At 51.6% G+C, this 17,936-nt stretch carries 19 protein-coding genes and 1 riboswitch; of the genes, 7 read left to right on the forward strand and 12 right to left on the reverse strand.

The window, feature by feature from the left end; genetic code table 11:
• The first annotated feature begins 3 nt into the window (after window positions 1–3).
• The 7 genes from purQ (at window position 4) to WC515_00860 (ending at window position 6,844) form a co-directional block, all read left to right on the forward strand.
• Entirely contained in the window at window positions 4–807 is an 804-nt protein-coding gene (gene purQ / locus WC515_00830; protein MFA5145915.1) for a phosphoribosylformylglycinamidine synthase I, read from the forward strand.
• A gap of 75 nt (window positions 808–882) precedes the next feature.
• Window positions 883–1,593 (forward strand): hypothetical protein, encoded by a 711-nt coding sequence (locus tag WC515_00835; protein MFA5145916.1) that lies wholly within the window; start codon window positions 883–885, stop codon window positions 1,591–1,593.
• A 3-nt stretch (window positions 1,594–1,596) separates the two neighbouring features.
• Window positions 1,597–2,736, forward strand: a complete 1,140-nt coding sequence (locus WC515_00840) for an AAA family ATPase (GenBank protein ID MFA5145917.1) — start codon at window positions 1,597–1,599, stop codon at window positions 2,734–2,736.
• A gap of 45 nt (window positions 2,737–2,781) precedes the next feature.
• On the forward strand, window positions 2,782–3,189 hold the full coding sequence (locus WC515_00845) for a hypothetical protein (GenBank protein MFA5145918.1): 408 nt from the start codon (window positions 2,782–2,784) through the stop codon (window positions 3,187–3,189).
• A 4-nt stretch (window positions 3,190–3,193) separates the two neighbouring features.
• Window positions 3,194–3,883, forward strand: coding sequence for a TIGR00730 family Rossman fold protein (locus WC515_00850; protein MFA5145919.1), 690 nt, complete (start codon window positions 3,194–3,196; stop codon window positions 3,881–3,883).
• A 193-nt stretch (window positions 3,884–4,076) separates the two neighbouring features.
• The gene (mnmG, locus tag WC515_00855) at window positions 4,077–5,903 is read left to right on the forward strand and encodes a tRNA uridine-5-carboxymethylaminomethyl(34) synthesis enzyme MnmG (protein MFA5145920.1); all 1,827 of its coding nucleotides are present in this window, start codon (window positions 4,077–4,079) and stop codon (window positions 5,901–5,903) included.
• Window positions 5,900–6,844, forward strand: a complete 945-nt coding sequence (locus tag WC515_00860; GenBank protein MFA5145921.1) for a TIGR01212 family radical SAM protein — start codon at window positions 5,900–5,902, stop codon at window positions 6,842–6,844. The genes mnmG and WC515_00860 overlap by 4 nt, the downstream gene beginning before the upstream one ends.
• Here WC515_00860 and WC515_00865 read toward each other — a convergent pair.
• The 12 genes from WC515_00865 to WC515_00920 all read right to left on the reverse strand — a co-directional run bounded on the left by WC515_00865 (window position 6,819) and on the right by WC515_00920 (window position 17,908).
• Complete coding sequence (locus WC515_00865; protein ID MFA5145922.1) at window positions 6,819–8,072, reverse strand: glucose-1-phosphate adenylyltransferase; 1,254 nt, start codon at window positions 8,070–8,072, stop codon at window positions 6,819–6,821. The two genes, WC515_00860 and WC515_00865, sit on opposite strands and share 26 nt — an antisense overlap.
• 47 nt (window positions 8,073–8,119) lie before the next feature.
• Window positions 8,120–9,262 carry a hypothetical protein gene (locus WC515_00870; protein MFA5145923.1) on the reverse strand — a complete coding sequence of 381 codons (1,143 nt, stop codon included), beginning with the start codon at window positions 9,260–9,262 and terminating at the stop codon, window positions 8,120–8,122.
• An 83-nt stretch (window positions 9,263–9,345) separates the two neighbouring features.
• Window positions 9,346–9,441: riboswitch (cyclic di-GMP riboswitch) on the reverse strand.
• A 542-nt stretch (window positions 9,442–9,983) separates the two neighbouring features.
• Complete coding sequence (locus WC515_00875; protein MFA5145924.1) at window positions 9,984–10,283, reverse strand: DUF134 domain-containing protein; 300 nt, start codon at window positions 10,281–10,283, stop codon at window positions 9,984–9,986.
• A gap of 114 nt (window positions 10,284–10,397) precedes the next feature.
• Window positions 10,398–10,955: a methyl-accepting chemotaxis protein gene (locus WC515_00880; GenBank protein ID MFA5145925.1), complete on the reverse strand. Its 558-nt coding sequence runs from the start codon at window positions 10,953–10,955 to the stop codon at window positions 10,398–10,400.
• Window positions 10,952–11,746: a SurA N-terminal domain-containing protein gene (locus tag WC515_00885; protein MFA5145926.1), complete on the reverse strand. Its 795-nt coding sequence runs from the start codon at window positions 11,744–11,746 to the stop codon at window positions 10,952–10,954. Before WC515_00885 ends, WC515_00880 begins: the two co-directional genes overlap by 4 nt.
• Complete coding sequence (locus tag WC515_00890) at window positions 11,743–12,771, reverse strand: PocR ligand-binding domain-containing protein (GenBank protein ID MFA5145927.1); 1,029 nt, start codon at window positions 12,769–12,771, stop codon at window positions 11,743–11,745. Before WC515_00890 ends, WC515_00885 begins: the two co-directional genes overlap by 4 nt.
• 20 nt (window positions 12,772–12,791) lie before the next feature.
• Window positions 12,792–14,189, reverse strand: coding sequence for a sigma-54 dependent transcriptional regulator (locus tag WC515_00895; protein MFA5145928.1), 1,398 nt, complete (start codon window positions 14,187–14,189; stop codon window positions 12,792–12,794).
• Window positions 14,158–14,505, reverse strand: a complete 348-nt coding sequence (locus tag WC515_00900; GenBank protein MFA5145929.1) for a hypothetical protein — start codon at window positions 14,503–14,505, stop codon at window positions 14,158–14,160. The genes WC515_00895 and WC515_00900 overlap by 32 nt, the downstream gene beginning before the upstream one ends.
• Before the next feature lie 48 nt (window positions 14,506–14,553).
• Entirely contained in the window at window positions 14,554–15,414 is an 861-nt protein-coding gene (locus WC515_00905; protein ID MFA5145930.1) for a tetratricopeptide repeat protein, read from the reverse strand.
• Between the two features lie 18 nt (window positions 15,415–15,432).
• A complete protein-coding gene (locus WC515_00910; protein ID MFA5145931.1) occupies window positions 15,433–16,293 on the reverse strand; it encodes a hypothetical protein in 861 nt (286 codons plus the stop codon).
• Between the two features lie 263 nt (window positions 16,294–16,556).
• Window positions 16,557–17,117, reverse strand: coding sequence for a PEP-CTERM sorting domain-containing protein (locus tag WC515_00915; GenBank protein MFA5145932.1), 561 nt, complete (start codon window positions 17,115–17,117; stop codon window positions 16,557–16,559).
• Window positions 17,118–17,224: 107 nt separating this feature from the next.
• Window positions 17,225–17,908, reverse strand: coding sequence for a PEP-CTERM sorting domain-containing protein (locus tag WC515_00920; GenBank protein ID MFA5145933.1), 684 nt, complete (start codon window positions 17,906–17,908; stop codon window positions 17,225–17,227).
• Window positions 17,909–17,936: the final 28 nt, after the last annotated feature.

Below are 17,936 nucleotides of genomic sequence, written 5' to 3' on the forward strand. Positions count from 1 at the left end.
CAGATGGCCAAGACCGTAAATACGATAGTTCTGAGGACCGCGGGGACGAATTGCGACAGAGAGACGGCTTTTGCTTTCGAGAAGGCGGGCGCGCGGCCCGAACTCGTACATATAAATCTCCTGGCCTCCGGGAAAAAACGTCTATCGGATTACCAGATACTGGCCATACCCGGCGGTTTCACTTACGGCGACGACATAGCGAGCGGGAAGATACTGGCAAATGAGCTTAAGTTCGGGTTGAAAGACCAGGTGAGGGAGTTCATCGCGGACGGCAAACTCATCATAGGCATCTGCAACGGCTTCCAGATACTCGTCAAGGCGGGGCTCCTCCCGAACCTTGCCGGCGACTTCAGCACGATCGAAGCGACCCTTACATTAAACGACTCCGCCCGCTTCGAGGATCGTTGGGTTTTCCTCCAAGCTCCAAGCTCCAAGCCTCAAGCCAACTGCGTGTGGACTAACGGGATAGATGACGTCATTGAACTGCCGATAGCGCACGGAGAAGGGAAGTTCATCCCCAGGGACAGCAAGGTGCTGGATCAACTGAAGAAGAAAGGACTGATCGTCTTCCGATATACGGACGAAAAAGGCGGCATTAAGGGTTACCCGCTCAACCCGAACGGCTCCGTAGAGAATATCGCGGCAATATGCGACACTACGGGCCGTATAATGGGGCTGATGCCGCACCCCGAACGGCACATAGACACGTTCCAGCACCCGAGATGGACCAGAAGGAAGAGAGGCGGCCCGGGTGACGGGTTACGCATATTCCGGAATGGCGTGGCTTTTTCCAAAAAATATTTGTAAATTACACGATTATAGGATATATTATATAGAAATACCGGTTTTTATATTATTTATATTGGCTATAACCAACTTTAAATGAGTAAAACCATAGAATCCGTAAGACGTTTCCCCGCAAAAGACGACATCCTTCACGATCATATTGCCAATACCTATTTTTACCAGAAGACCCGCAAGAAAAAAGCCAAACCTCTGCATAAGAGCATAAAGATAAATGCCGGGGCCGCGGCATTTTTCATAGCCGTAGCCTTCCTCATAGCCGCTTCACCGTCTATTTATAATATTTACCTTGAATCGCTCAAGAAGAAGATAATGGCATCCGATCAGATAAAGATAGTGGACGGAGGGCGCCTGGATAAGCTGGCCCTGAAGAACTTCTCCTTCCGCGGTTATGCCAGGGGAAAGAGCGGGTTTGCCGGCACATACCTGCTGCTGAACAACGCTAAAAAATATAACTGGGCAGACCTCTCCGCGGACTTCAAATTCCCGCTCGACCTTTCCAAAAGGGTCGTCTCGGTGACCATCAGGGGGAGCACAGGCGGAGAGAAGGTAACGCTGGTGCTGCGTGACTCCGCCAGCAGGTCCTCCCGCGCAAACGACATATACCTTACCCCGGACTGGAAGACGGTGGCAATACCCGTTTCGATCTTCAGCGGTCAGATAGACACCTCTTCCGTCACGCACATGAGGATCGAATACGGTCATATAGGCGAATCGGCAAAAGAGATGGATATCCCGATCGAAGTGAAAATATACGTTAAAGATCTTTCTATCTTAAAGGAGGGCTAGTGTATGACGACCATTGCCATTGCTAATCAAAAGGGAGGATGCGGAAAGACCACTACCGCCATCAACCTGGCAAGCGCTTTTGCCGAAGCGGGGAAGAGGGTGCTCCTGATAGACCTCGATCCACAATCGCACGCATCTTTCGGGCTGGGCGTAACCAACCAGCTCCTGGACAAATCCGTATACAACGTCCTGACCGACAACCAGGATAAAAAATGCGCAATAGAACAGTGTGTAATGAACGTCTCAAAGAACCTGGACATAGTCCCGTCGAACATACTCCTCAGCACGCTCGAACAGGAACTGAAAGACAAGGAAGATGCCGTTTCCCGTCTTTACCAGGTCATTTCGTCTTCCACCCTGAAATATGATTATGTCGTTATCGACTGCCCGCCCTCGCTCGGCTTCCTGACCTTCAACGCCCTCAGGGCTGCCGCGCTCGTCCTGGTGCCCATAGACATGAGCGCATTCTCGCTCATGGGGGTGGGGAAACTCCTGGGTATGCTCGAGCTGATAAAGGTCAAGATACACCATGCCCCGGCAGTGAACGCCGTGGCCACCCTCTTTGACAGGCGGACAAAATATTCGCAGACCATGCTGGACGAGATCCGGGCGTTCTTCAGGGACCAGATGCTCAACACGGTCATCAGGATGAGCGTGGCCCTCAGGAAAGCGGTATCGCGGGGTGTATCCGCCATCCAGTTCGAAAGGACATCGAACGGCGCCATCGACTACATCGCCCTTGCGGCCGAGATACTCCAGAAGACGGAAGCGCCCGCGGAAAAGAAAGAGACGGTGGCCACTTCAAGCGCGACCGAGATGGCAAGTTCCGATACTACGGCCGCCGAAGAGGCGACCAGGAGCGCCGTTCATGATATACAGGCGACCGACAGGGAGATGCTCTTCGACATAACGGCTCCTCAGGCAAAAGAGATATATCTGGTAGGTGATTTCAACCAGTGGAAGATAGGGGAAGAGAACCGCCTCGCGCGGCTTGATGACGGAAGGTGGGAAAAGAAGCTGGCTCTCCAGCCGGGGAGATACCGGTATAAGTTCGTGGTCGACGGCGAGTGGCTGCTCGACACGAAGAATTCCGAGAAGGAACAGAACCCGTTCGGCACATTCGATTCTATAATAAAATTATAAACCGGCAGGAATAAGGAGAACGATATCAAACCGCGCGCGCATGTATTGACATCCGGTATAATAAGCGTTTTCGTATGGTATTATTTCAGGTCCATAAACTGCGCCATAATATCTTTCGCCTCCGGGGTGCTGATCGACCTTGACCACCTGGTCGATTACTATACAAGCCACGATTTCACATTCAGGGTAAAGAGCATATATTCGGCGTGCATCCGCCTGGATCTCGACCGGCTTTACCTGGTGCTGCACTCATACGAGCTGATCGCCCTCTTATGGTTCTCGATATACCTTTTTTCACTGCCTGACGTATGGAAGGCCGTTGCGATAGGGTTCACCCAGCATCTCATATTCGACCAGATAACGAACCCGTTCAACCCGTTCGGCTATTTCATGACATACAGGGCGACAAAGGGTTTCGACACAAAACTGCTGTTGGAGGAAGCCGGGAAATAATACCATGCCCACCTTAAAACAGGATTTCACAAAAGAGGACCCCTGGCGCATATTCCGGATCATGAGCGAATTCGTGGACGGCTTCGAAGAGCTTTCGGATGTGAAGGAGGCCGTCTCGATATTCGGCTCTTCCAAGACCGGGAGAAAGGACAGGTTCTACCGGCTTGCGGAGGAGACGGCGGCGCTCCTTTCCAGGAACGGGTATTCGATAATCACGGGCGCCGGACCCGGCATCATGGAAGCGGCAAATAAGGGCGCCAAGAAGGCCGGGGGAGAATCGATAGGCCTCAATATCCTGATACCGACAATGCAGAGGCCGAACAAGTACATCACCCGGCTCCTGGAGTTCAAATACTTCTTCTGCAGAAAGGTTATGTTCGCCAAATATTCCAAGGCATTCGTCGTCTTCCCGGGAGGTTTCGGGACCCTGGACGAATTCTTTGAAGCCGTCACGCTGGTCCAGACAAAAAGGGTCGAACCCTTTCCGGTGATACTATTCGACAGGGAGTACTGGAAGGGGCTGAACGGCTGGATGCGCGACACCCTGCTGAAGCACGGGACGATCGGAAGAGAAGACCTCAACCTACTTACCATAGCCGACACGCCCGGGGAGGTCCTTAAAACGATAGAGGATTTTTACAGGGGCAAGGAACACCTGGTCAGGCGGATCGTCAATTCCCTCCGAAAAAGGTAATATCCCGTAGTCATATCCCCGCTGGAAATAAAAAGGATGGCAACAGCACTGTTTAGGTATCTCGTACCTTTAGACCCGAGAACGGGTCGATTGGCCGTTGTCATCCATATCTAGTATACATGATATTTGTCAAAAAGACAAGGGTGCGCCTTGACCCTTGACCCCTGAGCCTTGGTCCTGTTATAATGACTTTATGGCAACCGAATACGACGTTATAGTGATAGGAGGGGGGCACGCCGGATGCGAGGCGAGCCTAGCATCGGCCCGCCTTGGCTGTAAAACCCTTCTCCTTACCATGAGCGCGGATACGATAGGGCTTATGTCCTGTAACCCTGCCATAGGCGGGCTCGCAAAGGGCCAGCTTGTGAAAGAGATAGACGCCCTTGGCGGCCAGATGGCCAAGGTCACGGATATGACCGCCATACAATTCCGCCTCCTCAATACACGTAAAGGGGCAGCGGTCCGCTCTACAAGGGCCCAGGCGGACAGGCACGCATACCGCCTTGCCATGAAGGCCGTAATGGAGGCCCAGGACCGTCTCGATATCAGGGAAGGCCTGGCAGAGGCCGTTATCTTGAGGAACGGCGCTGTAAGGGGCGTCATAACGTCGCTCAGCGAAAGATATAACACAGGGGCCCTCATAGTGACCCCGGGGACCTTCCTCCACGGGCTTATCCATATAGGGCTGGATAACCACCCGGGCGGGCGGGTAGGGGAGAGGGCATCCGAAGACCTTGCCGATTCGATCAAAGGGCTGGGACTAAAAATGGGGCGGCTTAAGACAGGCACCTGCGCGCGCCTTGACGGTAAGACGATAGACTTCTCGAAACTGCAGGTCCAGCACGGCGACGAAGAAGTGACACCCTTTTCGTTCACGACAAAACGTTTTTCCAGGGAACAACTGCCGTGTTATATCACGTACACGAACGAGAGGACCCATTCCATAATACGGGCCTCTCTGGACAGGTCCCCGCTCTTTACGGGGATAATAAAAGGGACCGGGGTCAGGTACTGCCCCTCGATAGAGGACAAGGTATTCAGGTTCCCCGGGCGCGACAGGCACCATATATTCCTGGAGCCGGAGGGGATGAACACCACAGAATACTATCCCAACGGCATATCCACAAGCCTTCCGGTAGATGTCCAGGAGGAGATCGTCCGCTCCATAGAGGGCCTGGAGCGCGCTCACATAACAAGGCCCGGGTATGGGATAGAATACGATTACGTGGACCCTACGGAACTGTATCCGACCCTGGAGACGAAGAAGATACCTGGCCTTTACCTGGCAGGACAGATAAACGGCACCACAGGTTATGAGGAGGCGGCAAGCCTCGGCCTCATGGCCGGTATAAACGCCGCGTTGAAGATAAGGGAGAAGGAGCCTCTCGTGCTTGACCGTTCGCAGGCCTATATAGGCGTCCTCATAGACGACCTGGTCACGAAAGGGACGAATGAGCCGTACCGCATGTTCACATCCAGGGTGGAATACCGGCTCCTCTTGAGAGAGGACAACGCGGACCTGCGTCTTGTACCGATCGGCCGCCGTATAGGGCTGATAGGCGACGACCGGTACGAAGGGCTTATGAGAAAGAGAGAACGGATCGAGCGGGAGATAGAGCGGCTGAAAAAGACCGGCATGGAGAAGAAGCTGAGAAGGCCGGAGATATCATATGCCGACCTGGGCCTCAAAGAGCCGGACGGGGGATTGTCTGCGGAAGAGATAAAAGTGGTGGAGACCGAGGTAAAATACGACGGCTTCATAAAGAGGCAGCTCAACGAGATATCGCGTTTCGAAAAGATAGAAAAGATAAAGATCCCTGCCCGGCTCGATTATTCGAATATACCGGGACTTTCCTCGGAGATAAAAGAGAAACTCTCGGATATGCGTCCTATGAACCTGGGCCAGGCATCCCGCATATCGGGCGTAACTCCAGCCGCCGTGTCGATACTTATGATATATTTAGAGAAGATGAGAAGGGAAAAGACCGTGAAACAACCGGTTGCGAAGGATAAAATATGAAAGACGAAACGTTGCCTAGCACTAAGCTCTATAACGACTACAACACTTACCTGAAGAACCGCTACGGCGAAAAGGTCTACCGTATAGGCCTTGATGCCGGCTTTACCTGTCCTAACAGGGACGGGACCAGGGGTAGAGGCGGCTGCATATATTGCGCGGGGGACGGCTCGCGCTCGTCCTACACCGACCCGAAAAATAGCGTAACTGAACAGCTGCGAAGCCGGATCGAATATCTTAAGGAGAAGAAAGGCGCCGCGAAATTCATAGCATACTTCCAGGCGTTCACCAATACCTACGCTCCCGTCGCGGTCCTGAAGCGGGCATATGACCAGGTCCTGCCGTTCAAGGATGTGGTAGGGCTCTCCATAGGGACAAGGCCGGACGCGGTGGATAAAGAAAAGATGGAGCTGATAGCGTCTTACAAAAAATGGTACGATGTCTGGGTGGAGTACGGCCTCCAGTCCGTGAACGACAGGACGCTGGCTGCCATAAAACGGGGCCACTCTTTCGGGGACTTTCTGAACGCACTTAACCTGGCCAAGAAGGCGGGCGTAAAGGTCGCGGTCCATGTCATACTGGGCCTGCCGGGAGAGACCAGGGAAGATATGATCAATACGGCACGGACGCTGAACAAGATGCGGATCAACGGCATCAAGATACATCTTCTGCATGTGCTCAAGGGAAGCGTCCTTGAAAAATTGCACCGGAGAAGGAAGGTCCGCCTCCTGGAACAGGCGGAATATGCGGATCTCGTCTGCGACTTCCTGGAACACCTCTCAAGCGATATAATAATACAGAGGTTGACCGGGGAGGGGACAAGGGAGAGCCATATAGCGCCGGCGTGGGCGCTGGATAAACTGGGCACGCTTGCCAAGATCAGGGAAACTATGGAAAAGCGGGGGAGCTGCCAGGGGGCTAAATCCGCGTCCCGTCCGGGATGACCGCGTTCTTCGGCACGATCACGATGCCGTCACGTATGAAGTAATTCTTGCCGTCGAACTGTTTCAGGTTATTTATATTCTTTATCACGACGTTCTTGCCGATACGCGCGTTCTTATCGATTATGGCCCGCTCTATCACGGAGCCGTCGCCGATGCCCAATCTGATGTTTTCCCTTTCCCCTTGCGCCTCATAATAATCCGCCCCCATAAGGACGGTCTTCGATATTGTACAACCTTTTCCTACGATCGAGCGCAGCCCCACTATGGAATCGTGTATCTGGGCATCCGCTATAACGCAGCCCTCGGTGATCAGGGAATGTTTGATCCTGCAGGCTGTGATCCGGGCGGAGGGCAGGAAGCGCGGCCTCGTGAATACATCGCCGTTGTAGAAGAACGAGAAATGCGGCTTATATGACGTCATCTCTATATTGACATTGTAATACGATTTGATGGTCCCGACATCTTTCCAGTAGTTATTAAAGACATAACCGAACCCCTTCAGGCGGCGTATCGAATGCGGTATCACTTCGCGCCCGAAATCGGTATCGTTACCGTCCAGGACCTCAGCCAGGGCCCTGGCGTTAAAGATATATACCCCCATCGATGCCAGGTAGGCAGGGTAGGGGAGGGGACCGGCAAAGGTGGCTATATTCCTGGAGAACCTGAACCCGCGCAGGTCCGAAGGCGTTTCCGGCTTCTCCCTGAAGCCGAGTATCCTGTCATTGCTCCCCAGGCGCAATATACCGAACTCTTTCACTTCGTCCTTCCGTACCGGTATTACGGAGACCGTGAAATCGGCCTCCTTTTTCCTGTGAAAGGCCACCAGGTCCCTGTAATCCATCTCATAGAGGTGGTCGCCCGAGAGTATCAGTATCTCTTCATCGCCCTTAAGATTGAGGTGGCATATATTCCTGCGTACCGAATCGGCGGTGCCCTGGAACCAGTTGGTACTTTCGACCGTCTGTTCTGCGGCCAGTATACGCACGAAGGCGCGGGAGAAAAAATCGAAACGATAGGTATTATTCACGTGGTTATTGAGCGATTCCGAGTTGAATTGCGTCAGAACGTATATGTCTTTTATGTTGGAGTGGAGACAATTCGATATGGGTATGTCGATGAGACGGTATTTACCGCCGATCGGGACTGCCGGCTTGGAACGATACATCGTGAGCGGAAAGAGCCGCTTTCCCTGTCCGCCGCCCAGTATGAGCGCTATCGTCTTTTTCATATTTCAGATTATATCACAAACCCATTCAAAAACAAGGATGATGTGCCTTATTCTTTACCCCCGGCGGGCTGCAGTCTTATCCTTTCTTCGAGCTCTCTCTCACGCATAGCCATCTGCTTCTCGAAAATACCGAACTTGTCATCGGTCGGTCTGCCATACCAAAGTTTAAGCTGCTCAAGCGCAAGTTTATTCTGAGGCGTAAAGTGCCTGTTACCGGGTCCGCCTGAGCGGGCATATGTATTCCAGCTCCACCAGTATGTACCGAAGAACCATGGCTTATCCCAGAACGTCTCAAAGACCGCCTTGTAACAATTGGCCTGTATATCCATATTGGGGCTTCCGGACACCGCTTCCTCCCACGGCTTCATGGCGGCTATATCCGAGCTGCAATACCCGCACTCCGTAAAGATAACCGGCTTATTCACCCCGGCCTGCCACGCCTCGATCTCGGAAAGCCACTTTTTCCATCCCTCCTTTATAACGGACAGGGGAGGGTTAGAGGTCCCGGAGAGGGGAAAGTAGGCATCGATACCGGCATAATCGAGATCACCCCAGAACTGAACGGAGCTGTATTCATCCCAATTAGCGGCATATGTGATATGTCCGGAGAATATCTTCCGCACAGCGGGTATGACCTTATTTTTCCAGGACCCGACCCTTGTTGACGCGAAAGATAACTCTGTGCCTATGCAGAAGAACTCCGCGTGTTCCTCTTCCGCTATACGCGCGTAATGGCTTATGAACTTCGTATAATTGGAGAACCACTTCTCCCATTCGCCATCGGTCTGGAACCCTATATCCGAACGCGTGTTATCCGCCTGGTCCTCAAGGTCTATATGGGGCTTGACCATGACCATCATGCCGTTCTCGCGGGCCTTCCTTATTGCATGCCTGAGGCTCGAATCCGAGGGCGTCTTTTCGGTAGGCATGATGGCCGTGGAATCGAACTTCTCCTGATACCATGTGGGCACGATAGCCGCGCATGAGATCCCGGCGTCCGCCATGGACCTCAGTGACTCATCCGACTTCGGGGTTGAAAACCCTTCTGTGGTCCAGGTGACATACGTCATACCCTTATGGAAAATGGGGTAATTGATCACCCCCGTGGCGGGCACAGTATAGTCGGCGGACACAAGAAGGACCGCCAAAAAACCTGTCAGTATAGGCCTCTTAAAAGCTCCTGCAAACATATTTACCATCCTTTCAAGGCAAACCCCGAAAGGGTGGCAAAAAAAATACCGGGCGAAAGCAAACCCGGTTTTTCCCTATTCATTTCGGTAGCCTGGCGGCCTTATCCTTACTGAAACTCCAGGATTTAGGTCCATGGCTTTGCGTGCCCATTCTTTCGAATGGTTTGCCTTTATCGCGTGAAATCTTTTTCCTGTGATACAAAGAGCGGACTTTAGTACTCCTGATTAGTATACCCTATGAAGTCGTATGTGGCAATGGACAAAATCTGCCTTTTGTATCCTTATGCAGCGCACCCACAAGAAGATCGGGGGAGAGGATCGGCGAGGCGTAAAATAGCACTGTAGATAGTTAGGTGTTTGGAGTTGGGAGTTAGGAGGAAAAGAATAGCGTATAAAATAAACTTATTCGTAATAACGTATAGAATGAAGCAAAAACACAGGTTATCAACAGTTAATTTTACACTATATATAACATATTGGGGCACAAAAGGTTGAATCCATTGCTTCCCCTATGCCTAGTTAACATAAGATATATTATAGGACGTTCCCTATTCGGCCCAGGGCGGGCTGATCTTAAGGTCTTTATGGGTCTTTTTACATGAACCAGCCGAGTAGCGGAATATTTGGGATCGGGATGGAACTCGGGATCGGGATCGATGCGCAGCCGGATAATAGGAATATTATCGATATCAGAATAAGTGCTGTATATAGCGTCCCTGGCCTATTTTTCAACCCTGAAGCTTCCTCCCCGCACCTTTATGATATGGCCCATTACAAGGGCCTCTGCGAGCCGTTTCCGGCCGCTCTTTAAGACCCTCGAGAACGTCTGCTGGCTTATCCCCATGAATCCGGCGGCCTCTTTCTGGCTCAGGCCCATATGGTCCGAAAACCGTATCGCTTCGGCCTCTTCGGTCTTGAGCTCTATATTGCCCGGCCTGCCGATCCTGCCCCTGGGGCTGAACTGCTTCACCTTGAGCTCGGTCCTTATGACCCGCGGCTTTATAGGACGGCCTCTCGTCATTACAAAACCCCCGGTTTAGAAAAGTTGCCCACAGGTTATTTTATGAGTATACACTCATAAATATATAACAATGTAGGGGACACTTAAGTGTCCCCTACAAATTTGCGTATCCTGTTACGATGAGACCTTGAAGTGCTCTATCTCGTTCCTGAGGGTCTCCATCACCTTCAGTATCTTTTCGGCGCTTGCCGGGTCGTCCTTTTTGGATATGAGCTGCCTCAGCTCTTCGGTGCTCTCCTTTATCTTCCCCACTCTCTGGTCGAGCGACTCCACGAGCACGTTGAGCGCCTCTTTCAATTCGGTGAGCTGGTCGCTGTTCCTGAGGGCTATCCTCTTTGTGAGGTCCCCGAACCCTATCTCCTCAAGGTCCTTTTCGAACCTGTAGAGGGGCCCGGCTATCCTGTGCGAAAGGAGGATGAATATGATCATGGCGGCCGCGCATATCCCCACCCCCGTTATCATGAGTATGAGCAGGAACGGCACAAAGAAGAAACTGGGGGTCGATTCGACCCTCAATACCGAATCGAGATACCCTGTGGTCACCGTATCGGTCGATACGCGCATGAAGAGCGATATGACGAGCGCCGCTTCCAGCACCAAAAGGAGCACGAAACTGAGGGCGAACTTCAGTTGGAAACGCTTCTTTATGAAATAGTTCCTTCTCCTTATCATATACCCTTCCTCAAGGCATCATCGTTTATCTTTATCTTCGCCTTCTTCCGCCTGTCCTTCAACCAATCTTCGAAGAGGCGCCTCTCCTTAAGCGCGACCACCTTCTTCTCGATCTCCGGCTTCATGCTCTCCATAGGAGCCAGGTCCACCCTCTCTCTTTCCACGACCTCTATGAGATAATAATAAGGCGAAGATTCGAATACCTTTGCCTCGCCTTTCCCCATTTCGAAGGCATCGAGGAAGGCGCTCGAGGCGATCTCATCATAAGCAAGCGGGCCTATGACCTTCCAGCCCGTAGTGTCCTTATCTTTAAGATATTTCTTATAGGCCTCATCTACCGGCTTCCGGTCGCGGCTCTTGAGCGCCTTGAAGGTGACCCTTTGAGACATATTGTCGTAATACCTGCTGATATCGTCATCCGTGGCAAAGAGATAGTCCTGCCACTCCTTCTTCTTATAGTCGATGAAATCCTTTATGAGGGCGTGCTCCCATATCAACCGTATGGAGTTCACAAAACGCTCATCCCGGGCAAGGCCCTTCTCCATGGCATACTGGATGATGAGCTTCTTCTCTATCATCGACTCCAGCTGTTCCTGCTCGGTATCGGGGCTGATCTTGAAGTCGGGGTCGAACCTGGCCCGGAGCGCCAGGTCGCGCATAAGGTCCGTCTTGGTCACGGTGTCCTTATTGACGCGGGCGACGACCTCTTCATTGGCCGGCCGGCCGGAGGTGCCGCATCCCTGTAAAAGGACCGCGATCGCTATTATGATAAAAATGGTATTGGATCTCATATCTTGGCAGAGACCGATTTGAGCGGTATCAGGGCCGTACTGGCCATCCTGACGAGCTCTTTGACAACGGCTATATCTTTCTGCGAAAAATCGGTCTCTTTCCTTACCATATTGAGGTTTATGACGCCGTACACTTCCGCGGTATTGCCCTTATTGAACGGCATTATCATCGATGATTTTATGTAGTCCCGCTTCATCTTATCGGAGATACCCTTCTTGTCCTTATCCTTGGGCAGTATTATGGGCTGGGCCGTGGCGGCCGCCATGCCGGCCAGCCCCTCCCCCACCCTTATATTTGTGGTACGGACTATCTTCTCATCGAGCTTTGAGGCGACTTTTATATGGAGCATATTGGTCGCCTTATCGACCGTCATTACGGACCCGGAGTCGGCATCGAGCGCCATCACACAGGAATTTAGGAGGGAGTTCAATATCTTCTCCTCGTAATAGCGGGAGAAGAGCGGGTCCATCTCCACCACCTCGGGAGCTATCTCTCCGAGCCGCTTCTTGTGGTAGCCGTTCTGGACCATGTGAGAGAAGATGCTCCGTATAAGCTTATTTATCGCGTAGACCTTATTGTAAGAGAATACGTTTATCTCGATGAGCGCGTCCGTGACCTCTTCCGGGTCGAGGCCCATCCTCTTCGCCTCTTCCGCGTACTCGGCCTTCGTCCTCCTGGCCTTTGGTATGAAAGGGCCTATTATGACATAGGCGACTACACGGTGCGCGATCATCATGATGGGAACGGAGAACGCCTCAAGCCCGAAAGGACACTTGAAGCTGGTATCGGTCTTTGTGTGGTTCTGTTTTCTGATTATACAATCGCCGCAGGGGTCTTTGGATCCGGAATATTTGGGAAGGACATCTTTGCAGAGACGGCTCGGCCTGCTCATCTCGGATAGCGGCGTGCCGTCCAATGAAACCGTCCTGAGGGTGATCTCCAGGACTTCTGAAAAAGAATCCTGCGTATTTTGCCACTCCTCAGGATTCACCAGATCTGTCAGTCGCAGATCTTCTTGGAACATTAATAATTAGGAGTCCGTGCTTATTTCTCGGAGTCAGAAATAAGATTATACTTCTTCAGTTTATTGTACAGGGTGGTTCTGTTCACCCCCAGTTTTTTGGCCGCCCTCTTCTTGTTCCATCCCGTCTCTTCCAGCACCTTGAGTATATAGACCTTCTCCGGGTCCTTCAGCGCGTCTTTCAGCGATGCGATATCTTTTATCTTGCCGCGGGCGTCATCGGAGGTTATCACGGTCGCCGACTCACGGAGCATCTCGGGCAGGTCGTCCTTATGGAGCGTGCCGTCGACATCGAGTATTACGGCCCGCTCTATTATATTTTCCAGCTCGCGTATATTGCCGGGCCAGTTATAGGCCATCAGGACGTCCAGGGCGTCTTCGGATATGCCCTTTATCTTCTTGTGGTTCTCTTTCGAAAAGAGCCCTATGAAGTGGTCTACGAGGAACGGCAGGTCCTCTTTGCGTTTCCTTAGCGGCGGTATGGTGATAGATATGACGTTGAGCCGGTAGTAAAGGTCTTCCCTGAACTTCTTTTCGGAGACCGCCTTCTCGAGGTCCTGGTTCGTGCTTACTATAACGCGCACATCGACCTTCATCGTCTTGTGGTCACCGACCCGCTCGAACTCTTTCTCCTGGAGCACCCTCAATAACTTCACCTGGAGGTCCAGCGAGAACGAATCTATATCATCGAGGAGCATCGTGCCGCTGTGCGACAGCTCAAAGCGGCCCTTGCGGTCGTTTATCGCCCCTGTGAAGGCCCCTTTGGTGTGGCCGAAGAGCTCGCTCTCTATTATCTCCCTGGGGAGCGCGCCGCACGATATCTCTATGAACGGCTTCTCCTTCCTCTTCTTATCCGCCTTATGTATGGCGCGGGCTATCATCCTCTTGCCTGTGCCGCTCTCCCCGCGCAACAGCACGGTGGCCCTGGATGGCGCTATGCGGTCGATGAGCGCATATATATCCCTCATTATTGCGCTCTTACCGACAAGTCCGTGATAGGTCTCGTCTTTATGTATAAGCCGGCTTATGAAGGACGGCTTGCCTGTATTCAACGATTTGTCGGCGAGCGCCCGTTCGATGGCCGAGATTATCTTCTCGTCTTCGACAGGTTTGGAGAGATACTCAAAAGCCGATATCCGCTTATTGAGCGGCAGCGAATCGATATCTTCTTTTGATGAGAGGACCACGACTTCCGATGGATAGGACTTCTCTTTGACTATGTTGAGGGAGCTGAGGTCACCGATATCGGGACCGTCTATATCGGCGAGTATCACGTGCCAGAGTTTCTCTTCAAGGTGCCTGAGGGCCTCCTTTACCGAAACGGCTATATCTGCTTCATAGCCGCTCCTGCAGAGCATCTCGTAAAGAGATTTCTGGGAGAGCTTGTCATCAGTTACTATGAGAACTCGGGCTTTGTCCATTCTTAGCTATTATCTCGGATATCTCTTTTTCTATCTCTTTAGCGTAACTATCAAGCCGTTTGAGCAGGACCGACGTCTTCCTGATGCCTTCCTTCGATTCGAGCAAGAACTGCCTTGACTGCGAATCTTCGCCTACCGTGTGAAGCGCAAGATTTATGAACCGGTTGATCGTATCTATCGGGCTGTATAATTCGTTGATGATATCTACCGAGACCTTGCCTATCGAGGCCAGCCTCTTGTAGGACTCGATCTCATCTTTCGCGACACAGCCCGTCTCCGGTTTCTTCTGTTCTATGTTGTCCTTAGAGTTTATCATATGAAATTGTAGCGGTCAAATGGAATAACTACCTTTTTTCTGAATTAACTATTTTTTGGTTTTACCTTCAGTCGCATCTATGGCGCCCTGCAAAAATTTTATCAACTTTTCGTCTTTGACCCTGCCCTGTATACCCTTATATATCGCGACCGCCTTGTCGGGTCTCTTCAACTCTTTCGTATAGATATAATCTATATACGGGAATTGCTGTGACATCGTTAGCGGTAAAGGATATGTATCTATCATCTCTTCCAGCGTCCGGCCCGCCTGCTCGTAGTTCTTCACTGACATATACGAGTGCATCAGGAAGTTCAACGCGGCGTACCCCATCGCCTTCCCCTTTTCTCTTGCGGCAAGGTTCGCATAAAATTGCGCCGCATCGGCGTATGCGGCGTTCGCCTCAGCCGTCTTACCTTCATCCTCGTAGTGCTTCCCTATATACATCGGTATCTGTATGCCGAACTGCGTATCGGTGAAGTTGTCGCGCAGGGCCATGTACTCCCTGAGCGCCGCATCCCACTTCCCCTGGCGCTCATAGGCAAACCCCTTGAGGAACTGGGCCGAACTGAGCACACCGTTGCCAAAGCTCTTCGTGGCGAGGATGGAGCCGATCAGCTTAAATGCCTTATCGTAATCTTTATTGAATATGTAAAATTCTGCGAGCGATATGTGGGCCGCCTTTGCGGTATTGGTCCTGGGGTATTTCTTTATTATCTTCAGGAACGTCTTTTCGACCGAAGCGATCATGGCCGGCGGGGCCACATCGGGATTGACGGTGATCTTACCGCTGCCCTTCATCGCGCGATAGAATAGCCGTTCCGCCGCGTACTCCCCTCCCGCTCCGAGGATAGATAGCGCTATGAACACAGCTACCAGGATTGAAACCAATACTATTATCGTCTTCTTCACTTTTTTTACTCCAAACTCCTAACTCCCAACTCCTAACTCTTTATCCGCCACGAACTGCGCCGCAACAAGAATGACGAAACAATCTATGAATATCGAAAGCACACTCCCCAGCACTGTCACGAGCACTACAGATTCCGGGACCGTCTTATCCATGATGGCACCCGAGAATGACTTCAGCAGGACTACCGGCAGATACACAAGGTACGGGAGGAGCACCAATCCTATGATAGTAGGAAAATTTTTGACGGCAAGTGTAACGCTCCTTACGACTGCCTTGACCAACGGCTTATTTGCCAGGACTATAAGAGGGACGACCGATATCATGAATGCCTGGAGTATGACATTCAGGAAGAATACGCCCAGGATCGACGCAAGCCCGAATACGCGGATCGGTATCTGAGGGATAAGACGTGAGATGAAACGCGTCGCTTTAAAGAAGACGAAACCGCTCCCCTTCTCTATGACCATCATGAGCGCTATGAAGAGTATTCCATATGCCATGAAGGAGAAATACCTCTTTGCGACGTTCTTGATCACAGCACCCGTTATGACAGGAAGGCCCGCCTTAGTGTTCTTGAATATCTGTACGGTGACGGCTGTCAGGAAGACACTCACCGAGATATATATGAATATCTGCGAATAGTAGAATAACTTCCCCAGTATCGCCAGGTGGGCCGGATAATGCGTGAGCCCTTCCCCGAAGAACTTCTTCACTATGGGATCCACTACAAGAGAGATGGGCCATCTGGGAGAGAAATATATCAGCTCGAGAGCCAATATCTCAAAGAATGCGATGAATATGAATGGCATAAGGACCCTGGGGTTCTTTGCCATCAGCTCGACCGTCTCCGTCCAATTCTTGCGTATGTTATATTTCATATTATCTGGCTATTATATACATAATAAAGAAAATGTAAAGAAAAAAGGGGTAAATATCAAACTTATACTTACCCCTTTTGTGATCGGCTGCCTTGCCAAGCTTGCCTTTTTAAACTATTTTACTTATCTATTATGTAATTATTAGACCGGTGGGAGAACATAAACCTTACCGGCTTATGCTCTCACCACGTAAGCATGCTTACTGGTTCAGAGCATACTCCCGTAGTGCGCCCCTCGCCTTAGCTCGGGACGCAATACGGGAATTATGCCATGAACTTCCTTCTTAGCTTACCAACGAACCCTACCAGGCCGAGGCCCAATAGCATCGCGCTGGCCGGCTCAGGTACTGCCGGTGCATAAGTATCCAACCTTGTGTTACCGGTGCCCTGCAACTGAGTCGTACCGAATAATTGATACGTCGGCGCATTCGTCTCTATCCACATCAACCCGCTGGTGCTACCGGGGGCGACTGGCGGAACGAGATACGAAAACGACACGGCATTACCTGGTGCTGGCCGCGATATCAGGAATGGGATAACCCCGGGACCTAAGACATCCACATTGGTGGTGAAGCTGTCATAGTCCGTGGTATCTGCCAAAGTGATAGACGCAACCGAACCCGGGTTATTTATGACCTGGTATTCGAACACCATAAGACCTGCCGCGTTGGCCCTTACCCACTGGTTCAGGACGCCGGTAAACCACACGTTATTATTCGCGTCCAGACCGGTGAACGGTATACTCAGTGACGCTAACGCCGCACCAATACCCGGCGAAGGCGTAACGCCCGTTGCAAACGCAGTCCCTCCTATCGGGAGCGGCACTGCATCGGCCTGACCAACCATGCCAATAAGCATAGCAAGTATCGCTACTGCAAATACTATCTTCTTCATCTATTCACCTCCTCTCATCCATGGATTTATTAAAAACTTTATCTGACGCGCCTTTTGCGCGCTACCAATCCTGCTAATCCTAACCCCAATAACGACATCGTCGCCGGCTCCGGGACTACATCCGAAGAAGTGGCCAACACTTTTACATAATCAACTTTACCCTGGTAGTCCCAGCCGTTGCCAAAGACCTGGACATCCGATAAACTCTTCATGCCGCCCGGTACGCTGAAAAGATCCAGCTGATAATCATACCAGGTGCCGGACTGCACATATGTTCCTATAGACCCGGCGCTCCCGCTGTAATAGAACGCATGCCTGTACGAACGAGCCACGTTACCAAGATCGACGTAGTCGACCTGTATATTGGCAGGGTACTCCGATGCGGAAGGCGATGAGAGATTCTGATATATGGGCGATATCCTCGTTTGGAGGAGCAGTGAAGAGTAGCCGGAGACGGCGGCATTAAGCATCTGATAAGCCCCTGTAGCATTGCCATCGGAACCGGAGGCAGACATCATCCAATAGAGCACTCCGCCGGACGCGGATACGCTCGGATTTCCCCATATTCCCGCACCACCCGTATAATGAAATGTTGTCCAATTCGATATACCCAATGAAAAATCCCCATTCGTCACAAGATCGATCGTGCCAGAGAAGGCCGGGGCCTGAGACGCCATTACGCCAAAAGCAACAAGGGCCATTATAAGTAATGCTCTCTTCATCCTCTCCTCCATTTTTTCTCCAAACTCC

The sequence above is a fragment of the Candidatus Omnitrophota bacterium genome (genome assembly GCA_041650805.1).
GTDB lineage: Bacteria > Omnitrophota > Gorgyraeia > 2-01-FULL-45-10 > 2-01-FULL-45-10 > JBAZKM01.